This is a genomic window from Microvirga sp. Mcv34 (genome assembly GCF_024519725.1).
Taxonomy (GTDB): Bacteria; Pseudomonadota; Alphaproteobacteria; order Rhizobiales; family Beijerinckiaceae; genus Microvirga.
In genome coordinates, this window is the sequence record NZ_JALJRK010000045.1 from 1 (window position 1) to 15996 (window position 15996).

General features: G+C 64.1%; 15 protein-coding genes and 1 pseudogene. 3 read left to right on the top strand and 13 right to left on the bottom strand.

Annotation, left to right across the window (positions count from 1 at the left end; all coding sequences use genetic code 11):
• Nucleotides 1–660: 660 nt before the first annotated feature.
• The 13 genes and pseudogenes from OC446_RS31085 to OC446_RS20370 form a co-directional block, all read right to left on the bottom strand.
• A complete protein-coding gene (locus tag OC446_RS31085) occupies nt 661–1290 on the bottom strand; it encodes an RT0821/Lpp0805 family surface protein (protein ID WP_410055104.1) in 630 nt (209 codons plus the stop codon).
• 63 nt (nt 1291–1353) lie between these two features.
• Complete coding sequence (lspA, locus tag OC446_RS20320) at nt 1354–1905, bottom strand: signal peptidase II (RefSeq protein ID WP_262030840.1); 552 nt, start codon at nt 1903–1905, stop codon at nt 1354–1356.
• 35 nt (nt 1906–1940) lie between these two features.
• On the bottom strand, nt 1941–2663 hold the full coding sequence (locus OC446_RS20325; RefSeq protein ID WP_262030841.1) for a cytochrome c biogenesis CcdA family protein: 723 nt from the start codon (nt 2661–2663) through the stop codon (nt 1941–1943).
• A gap of 25 nt (nt 2664–2688) precedes the next feature.
• Nucleotides 2689–3492 (bottom strand): undecaprenyl-diphosphate phosphatase, encoded by an 804-nt coding sequence (locus OC446_RS20330; protein ID WP_262030871.1) that lies wholly within the window; start codon nt 3490–3492, stop codon nt 2689–2691.
• A complete protein-coding gene (locus OC446_RS20335; protein WP_262030842.1) occupies nt 3492–4628 on the bottom strand; it encodes a DUF305 domain-containing protein in 1137 nt (378 codons plus the stop codon). Before OC446_RS20335 ends, OC446_RS20330 begins: the two co-directional genes overlap by 1 nt.
• Nucleotides 4625–5296 carry a class I SAM-dependent methyltransferase gene (locus OC446_RS20340; RefSeq protein ID WP_262030843.1) on the bottom strand — a complete coding sequence of 224 codons (672 nt, stop codon included), beginning with the start codon at nt 5294–5296 and terminating at the stop codon, nt 4625–4627. Before OC446_RS20340 ends, OC446_RS20335 begins: the two co-directional genes overlap by 4 nt.
• Before the next feature lie 263 nt (nt 5297–5559).
• Nucleotides 5560–8568, bottom strand: coding sequence for a heavy metal translocating P-type ATPase (locus tag OC446_RS20345; protein ID WP_262030844.1), 3009 nt, complete (start codon nt 8566–8568; stop codon nt 5560–5562).
• Nucleotides 8552–8884: an ArsR/SmtB family transcription factor gene (locus tag OC446_RS20350; RefSeq protein ID WP_262030845.1), complete on the bottom strand. Its 333-nt coding sequence runs from the start codon at nt 8882–8884 to the stop codon at nt 8552–8554. The genes OC446_RS20345 and OC446_RS20350 overlap by 17 nt, the downstream gene beginning before the upstream one ends.
• A gap of 248 nt (nt 8885–9132) precedes the next feature.
• Nucleotides 9133–9675 carry an MAPEG family protein gene (locus OC446_RS20355; RefSeq protein ID WP_262030846.1) on the bottom strand — a complete coding sequence of 181 codons (543 nt, stop codon included), beginning with the start codon at nt 9673–9675 and terminating at the stop codon, nt 9133–9135.
• Between the two features lie 290 nt (nt 9676–9965).
• Nucleotides 9966–11330: a phenylacetate--CoA ligase family protein gene (locus OC446_RS20360; protein WP_262030847.1), complete on the bottom strand. Its 1365-nt coding sequence runs from the start codon at nt 11328–11330 to the stop codon at nt 9966–9968.
• A 182-nt stretch (nt 11331–11512) separates the two neighbouring features.
• Nucleotides 11513–12211: pseudogene (locus OC446_RS20365) on the bottom strand (IS630 family transposase); the annotation flags it as partial.
• Between the two features lie 73 nt (nt 12212–12284).
• On the bottom strand, nt 12285–12620 hold the full coding sequence (locus OC446_RS31090; RefSeq protein ID WP_410055102.1) for a helix-turn-helix domain-containing protein: 336 nt from the start codon (nt 12618–12620) through the stop codon (nt 12285–12287).
• A 206-nt stretch (nt 12621–12826) separates the two neighbouring features.
• Nucleotides 12827–13150 carry an ArsR/SmtB family transcription factor gene (locus tag OC446_RS20370; RefSeq protein WP_262030848.1) on the bottom strand — a complete coding sequence of 108 codons (324 nt, stop codon included), beginning with the start codon at nt 13148–13150 and terminating at the stop codon, nt 12827–12829.
• Between the two features lie 96 nt (nt 13151–13246).
• On the opposite strand from OC446_RS20370, the gene OC446_RS20375 reads away from it, so the two are divergent.
• The 3 genes from OC446_RS20375 (at nt 13247) to OC446_RS20385 (ending at nt 15746) form a co-directional block, all read left to right on the top strand.
• The gene (locus tag OC446_RS20375) at nt 13247–13765 is read left to right on the top strand and encodes a hypothetical protein (RefSeq protein ID WP_262030849.1); all 519 of its coding nucleotides are present in this window, start codon (nt 13247–13249) and stop codon (nt 13763–13765) included.
• A 15-nt stretch (nt 13766–13780) separates the two neighbouring features.
• A complete protein-coding gene (locus tag OC446_RS20380; RefSeq protein WP_262030850.1) occupies nt 13781–14263 on the top strand; it encodes a DUF421 domain-containing protein in 483 nt (160 codons plus the stop codon).
• Between the two features lie 238 nt (nt 14264–14501).
• Nucleotides 14502–15746, top strand: coding sequence for a sodium:proton exchanger (locus tag OC446_RS20385; protein ID WP_262030851.1), 1245 nt, complete (start codon nt 14502–14504; stop codon nt 15744–15746).
• The last annotated feature ends 250 nt before the right edge of the window (nt 15747–15996 follow it).

The window sequence follows — 15996 nt, forward strand, 5'->3', positions numbered from 1 at the left end:
GAAGGCTCCCACGATGTCCCTGCTGCCACACAAAGTTTATGACACAGTAGTACTAGTGAACTGTAGCATTACAGCCGCCGTATCGTTTGAGTGGGTTCGAGGGTCTCTTCCATGGTTCCAGCCTCGACCGTTTCGTCAGGATTCCCTCGAACTCACATGCAGCGCCGTGATAGTACGTGCATCCTAGGCCCTCACGGACGTGCAACTTGTTTCGAACAGGTGTGATCGTCATCCTACAGACGGGAGCGTCACGTGCAATGGTGCTTCTTCCATGGAACAGGATGTCATTATGCCGACGTTGTCCTGTTCCTTTGATCGCCCCACCGCAGCGGCGAGCGCCAGTCTCGAAAGATATTGCAAAGCCCTTGGCCCGCCTGAGGATCGCGGCCTTCGTCATAGCATTCCTGTAAACACCCTCGACGGCATCGGCAGGGGTGGCACTGCTCAGAGCTAGAAGGAGCACGATCAGGCTCGCCAATATCGTGCAGCCTATTCTCAGCGATGCTGAGGCATCTGCGACGTCGGCGCACCCTATGGCACTCGGCTGACTACGGCCGCGGCTCGGCGTACGGGCCGGACGCAGCGCCCATCCAAGCCGTGCGACGAATCTGATGAGCCAAGGAGCACGAGTCTTGGCGTGCGCCATCGTTTCCTCCGCGATTAATTCGGGTCAAGGCCCGGCTTATCGGAGCCAGCCTGCATCTCGTTGCGCGCTTGGATCCCAGGCTCCATGTCGGTTACGTCCCAATCGTCATTGGACTGACGGCAAGCGGTTCCACGGAACGACAAACCTCGAGGCATCTTCCGGATCGTGCCGGCGAACGCCCGGCAGACCTCACCGTCTACGACGACCGGTTCGCCCGCTGATCGAAAGCTCCCGTCGACCCCGCTTTCCGGATTGTCCCAATGTACGGGCGCGCCATTTCCGCGCGGATCGAGTGCAATCCCGAGTGCACCTCGCGCGCGGCGCCAGTCCTCGCCAGACAGCTGGGGTGCAAGTGCAAGCAGGGCGGCCGGTATCGCGTCCGCTTGCGATCCTCTTGCGGTTACCGGTGCAATCGGAACCGTGACGCTGCAAGCTGCGAGCATACTTCCGATCGGCGCCATCAGGCCAACGGTCTGGAGTAGCCTGTGAGCCCCGGCCTTCCACCAGGGTTCCTGGTGATCGAGCCCGCTTGTCGTTATCCCCATGTCACTGAGCTCATTTGCCAGGCTTTTACGGCCTGAGATCTCTCGATGCCGAAAAGGTCGCGTCTCATCTCCTTGGCGCCTCGTCCTCGATGCTCCCATTCGATTGTCGCGCACTGGAGCGGGTTAGCTGAGCGACGCAAAAGCGACAGCTTGTGTTCATACTCATGTCTTATCCTTGGCTTGAGCTGTGCCCCTTTGTGGGAACTGGACACCTTTTGAGACACGTTGGTCCGGCGTGGCGGCGCGCTCCACGGGATGTCCGCTGGGGTGGACGAGGCTGTCGAGCATGAGGAGGCCTGCCCCGCAGACCACGCCCACGTCCGCCATGTTGAATGCGGGCCAGTGCCACCCCGCGAGATGGAAATCCAGGAAGTCGGTTACGGCGCCATGGATGAGGCGATCGGTGCCGTTGGCGAGCGCACCTCCGATGAGCAGGCCAAGGGCCGTCGCCACGAGCCGGCCCCCGGCGCGAGCGAGCCACACCGTTAGCCCCGCCGCGATGACAAATGCGACCAGAGACAGGACCCAGGGTGGCAGGTTCGTGCCGCCGAGCACGCCGAAGCTCACTCCGGTATTGTACCCAAGCACGAGGTTGAAGAAGTCGGTGATCGGAATGATGCGCGGCGGGTTCATGACCCAGTCGCGGATCCACCACTTAGTCGCATGATCGAGCACGACCCATGCGGCAGCGAGAGAAAGTCCATATCGGAGCATTAGCTTCAGAACCTCACGAGCAAAAGGATTGGCATTCAGCCGATGCGGCCGAGCGCCGGAAACATCTCGAGAAAGAAAATCGCCACGTCGGCCATGCGGCCCGTGATCATGAGTGCTCCCATCGTGATCATCACGCCGCCGGCAGCGAGCTGGAGTGTGCGTCCGGTCCGCCTCAGCGTCCCCAGACGGGCCACGAAACCGGACAGGAACAGAGCGGCGAGGACGAACGGCACGCCCAAGCCAAGAGAATACACAGCCAGCAGCGTGACACCGCTCGCCCCTGAGGATGATGCGGTGATGGCGAGAATGGCTCCCAGAACGGGCCCGATGCAGGGCGTCCATCCAAAGGCGAAGGCCATCCCGAGCAGATAAGCAGCGACCGGACCGCGCCCGGGCGGATCGCCATGCCAGCGCAGCTCACGCTGAAGCCAGGACAATCGGATGAGCCCCATCGTGAACAGGCCGAATGCGATCACGACGAGACCACCGATCAGGTTCAGCTCGTACCGGAACGCATTCAGCGCCGAGCCCATGGCGCTCGCTCCGGCGCCGAAGGCCACGAAGATCGTGGAGAAGCCGAACACGAAGCAGAGGCTCAGGCCCAGCGTGCGAAGGTTTCGCCGCTCGGCACCGATGTTCTGGCCGGCGACATAAGAGACGTATCCCGGCACGAGCGGGAGCACGCATGGCGAGAGGAACGAGATGGCTCCGGCGGCGAACGCCGTCGCAAGGCCGATGCTGGAAATGTCTACCGCCACCTGACTGTCCTACCTGTACGAACGATCATCGAACCACCAGAAGGCTGAGCATCGCCGTCCCGACTGCAATGCGGTACCAGGCGAAGGGCGCGAAGCCATGCCGAGCCACGAAAGCGACCAGTCTCCGAACAACCAGCAGTCCCGCGAGGAAGGCCACCCCGAACCCCACGGCTATGACGAGTGCCCCGTCCGTATCGAGCGCTGCACGGCTCCGGTAGAGGTCGAAGACCGTCGCACCGAGCATGGTCGGAATGGCCAGAACGAACGAGAACTCGGCGGCTGTCGGCCGGTCGACCCCCAGGAGCCGAGCGCCCATGATGGTGGCGCCGGAGCGCGAGACCCCCGGAACCATGGCGAGGGTCTGGAAAAACCCGATCTTCAGTGCCGTGCCGTATCGGAGCTGGTCCACGTTCGGCTCGCGTGCGGGACCATCCACGACGGCTCGCTCAATGGCGAGGATCGCCAGGCCACCGGCAATGAGGCTCACCGCCACGACCCAGGGCGAGAACAGCACGCCCTTGATGAACCCATGGGCGAGGGCGCCGATGACGGCAGCGGGCAAAAACGCGAGCAAGACGAGAAGGGCAAACCGCCGGGCGCGGGGTTGATGCGGCAGCCCGAGCAGGACGCCGAGCAGCTTCGCGCGGTACACCCAGCACACGGCCAGAATGGCCCCGAGCTGGATGACAATCTCGAACACTTTTCCGGGCGGACCCTGGAAGCCAAGAATATCGACCAGCAGGATGAGATGGCCCGTCGAGGAGACCGGAACAAACTCTGTCAGGCCTTCAACAAGGCCCAGGAGTGCGGCCAAAGCGATGCTTTCGATCAAGGATGTGGCTTCCTTTGAATGCTGAGTGGCCCGAGACGCGCAGCCAGACTGTCCATAATCGCGAGCTGCCCGCGCTGGGCATGGCTGATCGCGCTAGCAAGCGCCTTGAGGCGCAGATCCGCCATGCGAGAGAGAGCATCGTTGGCCATCAGAACCGCGCCGCGATGATGCTCGGCCATGACGGTGAGGAAGAAGCGTTCAAACTCTGGTCCTGGCGCCGCGGCCTCAAGTTGCGCAACGGTCGCCGGTTCTAGCATACCGGGCATGATATGATGCTCCTCGCCCTGCAGGACCGGCACGTCTCCGCCATACCAGCTGCGCCAGTAGGCATTCATGATACGGATCTCGCTCTCCTGCACCACGACCATGAGCTCGCCAAGGTCGTGCAGGCTGAGATCGGCCACGCTGCCTTTCGCACCGGAGCCCTTCTGCTGTGCGAATCCGGCCAGAATCGTGCCGAGCTCATGATGCGCTGTCATCCGTTGCAGGAAAGCGCGCTGCTCCGTGTGGGCCGGCACGTCGAGCCCGGGCCAGGGTGGCGCCAGGCTCATAGAGTGGAACATGGCGGCCAGGGTGACGATGAACGCAACCGTCGCCATGACGCTGGCCCAGCGCCGTCCACCGCGGCTCCCCGGCAGGTCGCGATGCAGGACGAACCGGCCGCGGAGCCACGGGAAGAGCGGATAGCCGAAGCTCGACGTGGCATGCACCGCCAGGCCAACCCAGTAGGGCTGCTCAAGCACGAAGAGCGGCTGCGCCCAGGGCAGGACAATAAAGTACTCGACCGCCGACGTGGCCGCAGCCCACGGGAGCGCCAGCATGAGCAGGGGACCGGGCCGAAGACGGCTTGTCCAGCGTCCGAGAAGGCCGAAGAACACCAGCGTCCAGCCGAAGTCCGCCGCTTGATGCGTAAGAAGACCCGCGATGATCGCATTCCAGGTCGGCACTGCGTTGATGGCGGACGCGCGCAGCGGGATCGTGCCGACGATCATCCAGTCGACGGCCACGTCGCGACCCGCGAGCGGGCCGGCGCCGAGGCTTGCAACCAACGTCGAATAGGTGCTCGTTGCGAGCCCGAGCAGCGCCGCTGCACGCCAGGTCCCATTCGGATCGAAACTAATAAGCGGCTTCAAGGTCGCACCGCTTCATAAAAGGAAAGACTGCCGAATACAGTGGCAACGCGGCGGGACTCGCGTACCTCCTGAAGGCCTGCCTCACGCATGAACTGGGGCAGCAGGCCCTTCACATTGTCGGCGGTATTGGCGAAACCGTCGAGCACCTGGACCGGGTAGAACAGGAGGCGCAGGAGCGGGTTGGCCGGCTGTCCCCAATCGGCAATGTGGATGGTGCCGCCCGGCCGCAGCAAGGCGGCGGCGTTGTGCAGGGCCCGCCGTTTGGCCACCCGATCGAGGTGATGGAAGACGAGGCTTGAGACGATCGTGTCGAAGCTCGCCGACCCAAGGATCGGGACGAGGTCGGGATCATCGATGCGGCCGTGGTGGAGGGCGAGTGTCACCCCAGCTCGGGCGGCCTTCGCGCGGGCCCGTGCCAGGATGTCGGCGTCCGCGTCGACGCCGATGATCGTGGCGTCAGGACAGGCCTGCTGCAGCATGAGGGCTAGTGTTCCCGTGCCGCTCCCGAGATCGAGAATGGACTGCCCCGGCTGTGGTGAGACCTGCTTGACGAGCCAACCCTTCCAGGAGCGTTCGCGCATCACGGCGGTCAGCACCGGGTCGTAGAGCCCGGTCAACCGGTGGAAGCCGGCGGCGGGAACGAAGTTTGGGGGGTGACCGTCGCTCATTGTGATGTTCCCGACCCCGGATGAAGGGCTCCAGAGTTCACTGACAGGCCCGCTCATCCTTTGCAGAGACGGGCTACAGCATCGGACCCAAAAGTGGACCCACTTTTGGGTCCGATGCTTCCTTTTTGAATGAGAGCATCGTTCTTGCGGAAAACCAGGTTCACTTTTTCGCACGATGCTCTAGACCGCGGCGCACTCAGCCATGTCGGCCAAGTGCGTCGCGGGATCCGCTGCGGATGCCGGGAAGCACTGCTTATCCCCGATCAGGCAGTCTGCCCGCGATGGAGCAGACGCAGGCCGTTGAGGACAACGAGCAGGGACGCTCCAACGTCCGCAGCGATGGCGCCCCACAGTGACGCCAAGCCGAACACCGTCAGACCGGTGAAGAGCAGTTTGACCGCCAGCGAGAAGCCGATGTTCTGCCGGATGATCGCCAGCGTTCCCTTCGAGTGGCGGATGAGCCACGGCAGCTTTGACAGGTCGTCCGCCATCAGGGCCACGTCCGCCGTTTCGATGGCGGCGTCGCTTCCCATCGCGCCCATGGCAACGCCAATGTTGGCCCGGGCCATGGCCGGTGCGTCATTGACGCCGTCGCCGATCATGGCGACGGTGCCGTGCTCCTTCACGAGCTTTTCGACCGCCTCAACCTTGTGCTCGGGCAGAAGCTCGGCCTGGACCTCGTCGACGCCGGTTTCTCGCGCGATCGACTGGGCCGTCGCGCGGTTGTCACCCGTGAGCATGACGACATGCTTGATCCCGGCTGCATGCAGATCGGCGACGATCCGCTTGGCTTCTGGCCGCACGGCGTCGGCGATGGCGATCAGCCCCCGAACCGAGACATCATCGCCGACCGCCACAACGGTGCGCCCAGCCCCGGCGAGCGTGTCTGCCTGGTGAAGGATGCCGGTCACATCGACTTTCTGGAGCTTTCCTTTCTGAACCAGTTGGACACTCTGCTCCTCAAGGTAGGACCGGGATCCGAGCCAAGCCATACGTCCGCTATGGCGTCCGATGACGCCCTTGCCCCGCAGCGCCTGAACATCGGTGGCGGGCTCCACTGTGACACCGTCCTCAGCGCTCTGTGCGAGGATGGCTCTTGCAAGCGGATGCTCGCTGCGGGCCTCGAGCGCGGCCGCAAGCTGCAAGAGCTCCGTCCGGCTGTGGCCGCCGAGCGGCACCAGTTCGACCACCTTGGGCCGCCCCTCGGTGAGAGTGCCGGTCTTGTCCATGGCGATCGCCTGGAGCTTCGCCGGTGTCTCCAGGTGGACACCGCCCTTGACCAGGACGCCCTGCTTCGCGGCGCCCGCGAGCGCGGCCACAATGGTGACTGGGGTTGAGATCACAAGTGCGCACGGGCAGGCGATCACCAGGAGCACGAGGGCGCGGTAGAACCACACCTCCCAGCCGCCACCGAGCAACAGCGGTGGAACCAGAAACACCGCCACGGCCAGCACCATCACGACCGGAGTGTAGACCCGGGCGAAGCGCTCGACCCACTGCTCGCTCGGCGCCCGGCGGCTCTGGGCCGACCCGACCATGCGGATGATGCGGGCCAGCGTGGTGTCCTGCGCAGCTTTGGTCGTTTCGATCTCGAGCGCGCCCTCGCCGTTGATTGTGCCGGCATACACGCCGCTGCCGGGTGCCACCGGGACCGGAACGCTCTCGCCGGTGATCGGGGCCTGGTTGACCTCGCTCTCGCCCGCGACCACCTGTCCATCGAGCGGGATCTTGTCGCCTGGCCGCACGATCACCCGGGCTCCGACCGCGACGTCGGCCGCCGGCACCTCCCGCTCCGACCCGTCGCTCGACCGGACGCGAGCCACGGGCGGGGCGAGTTCCATCAGCGCGGCGACGGCCCGTCGCGCCCGGCCCAGGCTCCAAGCCTCCAGCGCGAGAGCCAGGGCGAAGAAGAACGAGACGGTCGCCGCCTCAAACCACTCGCCGATGCCGACCGCACCGGCGACGGCGATGACCATGAGAAGATTCATGTCGGGCCGCAGGCGGCGCGCGGAGAGCAGCGCCTTCGGAGCCACGTAACGGACGGCGCAGAGGATCGCCGCCGCGTAGGCCGCCATGGCCGGCCATGGCGTGCCTCCAGCGGCTTCCTCGGCCCCGACCGCCACCGCAATGCCGCCACCGAGACCGGCGTGCAGGGCGAGGCCCAGCACGGCGAACACGCCGCTTGCTGATGTCAGCACGGTCTGCATCCACCGTCGCCGCTCCTCGGCAACGGCGGCATCGGACCTCACGCCCTCCTGCCAGAGTTCAGCGGTCATCCCGGTGCGGGCAATCGCCTTTTCGACAAGGTCCACCGGGACGGCGTCGGCGGCACCGGCCACGGACATCCGGCCATTGACCAGATCGAAGGCGAGCTTGTCCTCACCGCCGACCAACGGTCCGACTTCGCGCTTGAGGACTGCAACCTCGTCGCCGCAGTCCATGCCATGGACTTTGAACACGACCTGGCCGGGCAGCGTGACCGGGACCGGCGCGGTCAACGCCTGCTCACCCGAGCAGGTCGTGCAGGACGCCTCGCCCGCGAGCGGTATCGCGGGGCTCGCCTCACCTGAGTCAGCGGGCTCGGCCGCCATACCGGTCGATGCAACCGCATCGCGGATTGCGGCGATGGTCGCGAGGGCCTGTGGCGCAACCGTCATCAGGCCCTGCTTCGTATCGAAGGAAAGCTTGTCCTCTCCACCGACGAGGGGACCAACGGCGGCCTTGAGCTGCCGGACCTCGTTCTGGCAGTCGAGGCCGCGAACCCGAAACGTCGTCGAACTCGCGGGGGCGGACGGACTGAGCCTGGCCTGCATGCCGGTCGTCGCCACGGCCGCTGCGATGGCATCTGGCGTGGCCTCGCCCTGGGGCGCGACGAGCATGATGCCCTGCTTGGTGTCAAAGCTCAGCCTCTCTTCGCCCACCAGGGGACCAACGGCTGCCCGGAGGAGACGTACTTCGTTCTGGCAGTCGAGGCCCTGGACCTCGAACCGAAGCGGCTCATCCTGAGCTGCTGGCCAGGGCATGGCGCGCATGCCGGTGCCGGCGACGGCCGCCGCAATGGCATCAATGCCGACAGTGTCGTTCTGGACTTCCATCAGGCCGGCCTTCGTGTCGAAGATGAGCTTGTCGTCCCCGCCGACGAGAGGGCCAACCGCAGCCTTGAGCTGGCGCACCTCATTCTGGCAATCCAGTCCTTCGACCTTGAACCGGCGTAACGGGCGCCGGCCGTCTCCGGTGTCGCGCGTCGCTTCGAGGCTAGCGTTCGTCATCATCGTACTCCGTTCCTAGCTGCTGTTCGGCGACGTGAGCCACCATGTCTCGGATGACGCAACGCACGTGCTCGTCACTGGCGCCGTAGAACACCTGCTTGCCTCGTTTCTGTGATCGCACGAACCGGGCCGCCCGCAGGAGGCGCAGGTGGTGACTGACGAGCGACGGGGACAGCCCCACCTGCTGGGCAATGTCGCCTACGCACAGCGGCTCCGTCAGGCAGGCGACCGCAATTCGCAGCCGGTTGGCATCGCCGAGCAGGCGGAAGATCTCCGCCAGCTCGACCGCGCGGTCGTCGTTGAGAGAAAGACCAGTCATCGAACTCGCTAAAACATTTCAATGGACGTTTGAATTATTCATTCCCGATCCGGTGTCAAGTCCGTTGCCCGCTTCCGGATTGCCGTTGCGAGGACCTTGGGTGCGGCCAATCACCCGTGCAGGGGAGTGCCGCTGGCACATTCAGGGGTCGACATTCGAGAGAGGCTTCAGGCCGACGATGGCGGCTACGCCGGCCGCTCCGTCCTCGTCGAGCAGACTGCTCATTGCGGCCGTCCCATCTCGTGCAATCAGCGGCCGGTTAGGATCAGCCCGGCCGCGAGGACATAAGCGAAGGCAATCGGAGCGCCGGTCAGGGCCATTCCGAAGGCGCGGGCGATCGGGCTTGCCGTATAGCCGGCCGCGAACGTCGCGCGCCCGACCAGGTACAGCAGGACGAGGAGGGGGATCAGAACCAGCTCCGCACCGCGCAGGACCGTCGCGAGGATCTGGTGCGCACCGACGGCCAGCACCGTCTGCTCGAGCGAATTGTGAAGCACGGCAGCGCGGACGGCAATCGCCGGTCCCGGCGGGGCGAATGCCGAACCCTTGCGGTCAACCGAATTCCAGAACCGCCCCTGCGCCACCCCGCCGACGCAGCCGGCGAGCCATAGGAACATCAGGAGATCCCACTTGAGCGCGAAGGCGAGGCGGTCAGCCACGTTCATCGCGAGCGTAATGCCGACGCCGTCCGGCGGCAGCCACAGGTAGCCGGCACCGAGCACTGCAGCCGACAGCAGTACGGCAAGGGCGCTTTGCAGGACGATCGACCTTTGCTCCTGATCGAAGGACATATGAGTTTTCCTGAAGAGGGACCGCACCTGTGGCCTTGAGCTGCGATTTTTCGCCGAAAGGACCGCGTGCCGTCGCGGCGATCACCGCTCCCGCCTCGCGGCGTCTGATTGTTGGCATCGCCGAACAGGCGGAAGATCGCCGCCAGCTCAATGGCGCGGTCGTTATTGAGAGCGACCGGTCATCGAAGTCACTAAAACATTTCAACAGGCATATGAACTCTCCATTCCCGAGCGGGTGTCAAGTCTGCCACCCGCCTTTGGATCACCGCGAGGACCGCTGTTCCGGTCAATCACCAGCGCAGCGGGATGATCTCCCGGATCTTGCCGCCCGTTAACCGTTCGGGAGGGTGCTGGTCCCGTTCAACCGTCACGTGGCCAAGTCCCTGGGCGGCCAATACCCGGGTCAGCTCAGCATGGACTGCCGTCCAGGTGCGATCAGGGTCAGCCCCGGCGGTGATCAGCAGGCGCACGCGAAGGCTCGTCCGGGTCGTCTGGACAATCTGAACGAGCTCCAGTCCTGGGATTCGTTCGACCAGCATGCCGAACGCCAACGGTGGCAGGGTCACTGTCCCGCCACGCTCGGTGGCGAAGGTCAGCCCGTCGGCAGCGCGACCCTGCACCCGGATCGCCGGGAGCGGGTTCCCGCAGGGACATGGATCCGACCGCTGCAGGACACTGTCCCCAAGGTCGTAGCGGAGGATCGGCTGCACCCGGTTCGCGAGATTGCTCAGAAGGACCGTATGCGACGGTTCGCCCGGCCAGACAGGCCGATGATCCGCATCGACAGGTTCCAGCATGGCCCAGTCGCTGTTCACGTGCAGCCAGCCATGCTCGCAGCGGTAGCTGAGGAACGGACATTCGGTGGCCGCGTAGCTGTCGCGGACCACCGCGCCGAAGGCCTTGCCGATGCGGCGATACTCAGCACCTGGCAGACCTTCAGCCGACAGGACCACCATCGCCGGGTCGATCCGCAGCCGGCCGGTCTCCTGCTCCGTCGCCAAAAGCGCACCCACGCTGGCGTAAGGAGCAAGAACGGCCGGTTGGAACCGGTTGAGCTGCGCGACCAGCTCGGGCAGCGGCATCTCGACCGGCAGCACCTGAAGCGCATCACCGCGTCGTTGGTGCAGACGGGCCGCCGCCACCGCCGAGGCAAAGTGGCCCCCGATTGCGATCACCATCGTCATCCGCCCCCTACCGACAAGGATTCGCACAACATCGGCAGGACGCAGCCAGTCGCCCAGCATCCGCAGGGCGAGGACGCCCGTCACGGCCATGCTGCGGTCGTCCATCAGGAAGATCCCGCGTGTCCCGGTGGTGCCGGATGTCGTGGCCGCCGTGTAGCGGCCCAAAAATGGCTCGCCGATACACCCCGGGTCATCAATGAAGGCGCGGATCCTGTCCAGCGTCACGTCCCGATCGGTGACCCAGTCATCGAAGCGCGCCATCAACCGCTTCTTGTCGGTCGTCGGCACCGATCCGACGGCGTCGATCTGTTCAGGCAGGGCCTGGTAGAGCTCGCGATAGTAAGGCGAGTTCGCATGGGCATACGCCACCATTTCACGAAAGCGACGATGCTGGCGCCAGCCCGTCCGGGCCGGATCCTGCTTTCGCGCCCTGTGGGCGTCGAGGATCAGCCCCAACGGGCTTTCGCTCATGGCCCCGTCCTGTGTCGCTCCGCGCGGGGCGAGGGAACAAAGATCGTGGCTCGACACCCCCGCGGATCAATAAAACATTTTTACATACGTTTGAATATTGGCTGGCCTTTGTCGCCGTCAAGGCTTGTTCGGGGCTGCCGATGGTCAACGGCGTCGGCTACTGGGGAGCAGCTAAACCGCGTCTATTTTGGGAATCGTAGTTCTTCCTCCTTGGGATCGAGTTGATCCTTGACCCAGAGGCGATCGGCCAGGGCGCATGGATCCGTGTTGATGCGGGTTTCAAAAGCGGCAACGCGCCGGGTGAGATCGTCCGGGCTGCTGTGGCAGTGGTGATAGGTGACGTCCTCGCGCAGCCAGCGCCAGAGCGCCTCCACCGGCATCAGGTCGGGGCTGTAGCCGGGTAAGGGTACAAGCGTGATGTTCAGATCAGAGGCCTGCGCCCGAACCGCCTGAGCGCGATGGTAGGGTGCTCCGTCCCACAGCAGAATGATCTTGCGGTCGGACACCTCGGCCCGCAGCCGGCGCAGCACCTCGATCGTGTGCTCTCCGTTGGCGCGGGCATAGGGCCACAGCCGGACCTCGCCCTCGTTGTAGAGATAAAGACCATAGAACGACACCTTGGCCGAGAGCCTGGGCGAGCTGGAGGCCACCCACAGCCGCTCGCCCCGGGTGCCCCAGCCATAACCAAGATCTGTGTCCTGGTGAATGTGAGCCTCATCAAGATAGACCAGGAGGTGGTGGTCGCGCTGGGCACCGGCCAACAGGTCCTGGAGGCGGTCGAGGAAAGCCTGTCGGTGCTCCGGATCCGCGCGGCCGAGCAACTTTTTGGCCTTCTTCCAGGACAGCGCAAGGCGGTGCAGGACCGCCCGGATGGTCTCGCGACAGACGCTGAGCGCTCGTGCACGAACGCCACCAGGCGCTTGAGGGTGAAGCGGGGAGCCGGATCAGCACCGTCTAAGGGCGGCGCGGCCACCGCACCCTGGGCCGTGCGCACGACCTCACCGAGACTGGCCGCGGTCCGGGCGCAAAGGGGGGACGGCCGCCGGTGCGGCCATAGGTCAGGGCCGCAGGGCCCTGTGCGTGATAGGCATGCAACCAGCCCATCACGGTCTGCGGATGGCGCCCAGTGCGTGCCGCTACCTGTGTGGCACAGCTTCCTTGAGCAATGTCGTAGAGGGCGAGTGCGCGCTCGCGGGTGCGCGCATGAGGCGCGTTCAGCGCCAACCGCCGCAGGTCATCCGGTGTTTGACCCCAGCGTTCACAATCAACCCGTAGCATGAGACCGACCATGTCAAGGAAAGTGCCTCAGATGGGAACGCCCGCCGCCAATCCAAGCCCAAAAACCATGGTTCTCAAACTGGACGCGGTTTAGGATCACATGCCCCGAAACCGCGGCAACCTGCCTAATCCGAGCAAGAGCCAGCGTGCACAGCAAAACCCGCTGCACGGCTTTGGGGTGGACCAGGTTTCCACCTGGGCTGCGAGCCCCACCAGCGTCAGCCTTCGTCATCCGTCGCGTCCCGATGTGCACCAACATGGCTGACCATGTCTTTGATCACACAGCGTGCCTGCTCGTCAGCCGAAACGTAGAAGACCTGCTTGCCTTCCTTATGGGCCCGCACGAACCGGGCGGCCCGCAGGAGCCGGAGATGATGGCTGACGAGAGAAGCTGACAGGCCGACCTGTTGCGCGATGTCGCTCACGCAAAGCGGCTGGTCCAGGCACGCTACTGCGATGCGGAGGCGATTCGCGTCACCGAGCAGGCGAAAGATTTCCGCAAGCTCCGCCGCGCGCTCCTCATCAAGAAGGACTCGTGTCATGATACTCCTATGAACATTTGAAGACATATTTGATTATAGTAAGATTCCGGGGTCGGTGCGTTCCTGAGGGAAAGTCCGCCTGGAACGGAGGAAAGGATGCGCTGTGAACCACTGTCTTCAAAGCATCTCGCGGACCTCCACATTGATGAGGATCTGCCGATGCAGCGGGTTCTCTGGCGGTTCGAGCGCAGCGGCTGGGCCATACTAGCCGGCTTTGTGGGTGCGGCGCTACTGGGCCTGTTCGGCGAGGGCTGGCTCAGCCGCGTTGAGGCCCAGGTCCCATCAGGTGCCCTCGCAGTCCGGTACGACCGCTTCACCCGCAACGATACTCCTACCATCGTGGAGGTCCGGCTCACAGCCGCCAACCCATCAGGCCTGCAGTGGCTGTCGCTGTCGGGCGACTACCTTAAGGATATGCGTATTGACCGTGTTGTGCCTGAGCCTGAACAGACGCTTGTGTTCCAAAAAACTATACGTTTCGGCTTCGATCCCGGTCAAGCAGGGGACCGCACCCTCGTCACGCTGACTTTGTCGCCCTCGCGTCCTGGTCTCGTCCGGGGCGCAGTCGTGGTCGACAGCTCCAAGCTTCCATTGGTTCAATTCGTCTATCCCTGAGGTCAAGGTCATTTTATGGAATCCGTCATCCGCACCGCAGCCATGTACGGCCTTCTGCTGGTCCTGTTCAGGGTCGCGGGACGCCGGGCGCTTGCCGAAACCAGCACCTTCGATTTTGTGCTCCTGTTGATCATCAGCGAGGCTACGCAGCAGGCGTTGCTTGCAAACGATAACTCGTTCACAACAGCTTTCCTGGTGATCGGCACCCTGGTCCTGCTCAATGCCCTGCTGGCACTGTTATGCGGGCGATTTCGCCGGTTCGACAAAGTCGTGAACGGCCTCCCCCTTGTCGTTGTGGCCCACGGACGTCTCCTGCCTGACCGCATGGCAAGTGCACGGCTTGACGAGGCAGACATCCTTGAGGCGGCGCGCCACAGGCGGGGACTGGAGCGTATCGACCAGATTAAGTTCGCTGTGCTGGAGCGAGGCGGAGGTATCTCGGTGATCCCGTTTGAGCGATCCGGCGGGAGCCGTGCTGGAGGCAATGACGGGTCTTAAGCAGCCACAGGAATGACTTGCACGGGCCTCGGTGCGTGCACAGGCTCATGCCTGTATAATGTTTCATTGAACCACAAACAATGTTGTATCGAGGCGCTTGCCCACCACCTTCCCTGAACATTTTAACAGGTGTTTGAATTATCCGCCGGATGGATCTCCCTGCCATTGGGCTGGCCTCAGCAGAGGCGCGCCTTGAGGGGCTGAGGCAAAATGCATGGACCACACGGACGCACCTCGAATGGCTCACCCAACCGCCACGTATGCCTACACGCCGCGTCAATGGCTGACGATCGGGATCGCGACGGCGACGCTGGTTCCATTGGTGGCCGTCCGTTTCCTGGGAGCCGGCACGGATTCGACTTCCATCGTCGCCGCGGCCACCGGACTGGCAATCGTCGCAGCCTCATTCACTCTGTCCTGGGGCGTCGAGTCGCTCGAGGGGAGCATGCCGCAGGGTATTGCGCTCGCCATCCTGGCCCTCATCGAGGTCGCCCCGGAATACACGTTCGAGGCCATCCTCGCCTATCGTCAGCAGATCGAGCTCGCGGCGGCCTCCATGACGGGAGCCAATCGGCTCCTGCTCGGGTTTGGTTGGCCACTCATCCTCTTCACGGCCGCGCTTGCAGCCCGCAGCCGCGGGCAGCGCTACACGACCATTGCGCTCTCGCGGGAACAAGGGATTCCTGTCACCTTCCTGCTCGGCGCATCGCTGTATGCGTTCGTGATCGTGCTGAAGGGGACACTCTCGCTTCTCGACTCCGCGGTCCTGATCGCTATTTATGGCGCCTACATCTGGACGATGCTGCATCGCCATGAGCCGGAGATGGAAGAAGGCGGCGAGGCCGCCAAGGAGGCCATCGGAATTCCGGCCACCACCAAGGCCATGCCGAAAGCGCGAAAATGGACAGCCATCGGGTTCTTCTTCAGCTTCGGCGCCTTCGTCCTTTACGTCGGGGCCGAACCCTTCCTCGATGCGGTCCTGGCTGTTGCCCGCAGCTTTGGTATCAGTCAATTCGCGTTGATTCAGTGGCTCGCGCCGTTCCTGTCCGAGTTTCCAGAAAGTCTGACGGCCTATATTTGGGCAGCCACAGTGATTGCAGCGGCCATGGGCCTCGGCACCCTCATCTCGTCCAAGCTCAACCAGTGGACCTTGCTGATCGCTACCATCCCGATCGCCTACAGTCTCGGGGCCGGGCACGTGCAAGCGCTGCCCCTCGGAACGCTCGCGCGCGAAGAAATCTTCTTGACTGCGGCCCAATCGCTGTTCGGAACCGTCCTCCTGATGACGCTCCGTTTCGATCTCTGGAAGGCGTTCGCACTGCTCATCCTCTTCCTCATCCAATTCGCGTTGCCGCTCGCACGTGTTCACATCGTTCTTGCCTGGGTGTACGTGGCCGCGGCCATCATCTACGTCACCATCTTTCAGCGAGAGATTCAGGCTGTCCTGATAGCATCCTGGTCTCCTGCGGGAGAGCGCAGATGAATGACGGCATGACCAGGGGTGAGCTCGATCCCGCGATCTTGCGCATCCTCCAGCATGGAGGTCGGGGTGGCAGGCAAGCCCGGCTGCCCCGGTATCTCGGGTCACAAACGGTCCCAAGGTATGATCACTGCCGCTCGGGCAGCGGAAGGCAGGAGGCGCCGGGGTTGGGCCGCACTAAACTCGAATCACAGCGTCTTGCGACGGATCCCGGTCGATCGTCCCCTCATTGCAGAACCAGAGGTCTTGTTCT

What these genes read in the sequence shown, in the direction of transcription:
- OC446_RS20345 (WP_262030844.1), bottom strand. Translation starts at nt 8,568, where the DNA reads ATGATGACGAACGCTAGCCTCGAAGCGACGCGCGACACCGGAGACGGC.
- OC446_RS20375 (WP_262030849.1), top strand. Translation starts at nt 13,247, where the DNA reads ATGCGCTGTGAACCACTGTCTTCAAAGCATCTCGCGGACCTCCACATT.
- OC446_RS20350 (WP_262030845.1), bottom strand. Translation starts at nt 8,884, where the DNA reads ATGACTGGTCTTTCTCTCAACGACGACCGCGCGGTCGAGCTGGCGGAG.
- OC446_RS20380 (WP_262030850.1), top strand. Translation starts at nt 13,781, where the DNA reads ATGGAATCCGTCATCCGCACCGCAGCCATGTACGGCCTTCTGCTGGTC.
- OC446_RS20355 (WP_262030846.1), bottom strand. Translation starts at nt 9,675, where the DNA reads ATGTCCTTCGATCAGGAGCAAAGGTCGATCGTCCTGCAAAGCGCCCTT.
- OC446_RS31085 (WP_410055104.1), bottom strand. Translation starts at nt 1,290, where the DNA reads ATGGGAGCATCGAGGACGAGGCGCCAAGGAGATGAGACGCGACCTTTT.
- OC446_RS20360 (WP_262030847.1), bottom strand. Translation starts at nt 11,330, where the DNA reads ATGAGCGAAAGCCCGTTGGGGCTGATCCTCGACGCCCACAGGGCGCGA.
- OC446_RS20340 (WP_262030843.1), bottom strand. Translation starts at nt 5,296, where the DNA reads ATGAGCGACGGTCACCCCCCAAACTTCGTTCCCGCCGCCGGCTTCCAC.
- OC446_RS20385 (WP_262030851.1), top strand. Translation starts at nt 14,502, where the DNA reads ATGGCTCACCCAACCGCCACGTATGCCTACACGCCGCGTCAATGGCTG.
- lspA (WP_262030840.1), bottom strand. Translation starts at nt 1,905, where the DNA reads ATGCTCCGATATGGACTTTCTCTCGCTGCCGCATGGGTCGTGCTCGAT.
- OC446_RS20370 (WP_262030848.1), bottom strand. Translation starts at nt 13,150, where the DNA reads ATGACACGAGTCCTTCTTGATGAGGAGCGCGCGGCGGAGCTTGCGGAA.
- OC446_RS31090 (WP_410055102.1), bottom strand. Translation starts at nt 12,620, where the DNA reads ATGGTCGGTCTCATGCTACGGGTTGATTGTGAACGCTGGGGTCAAACA.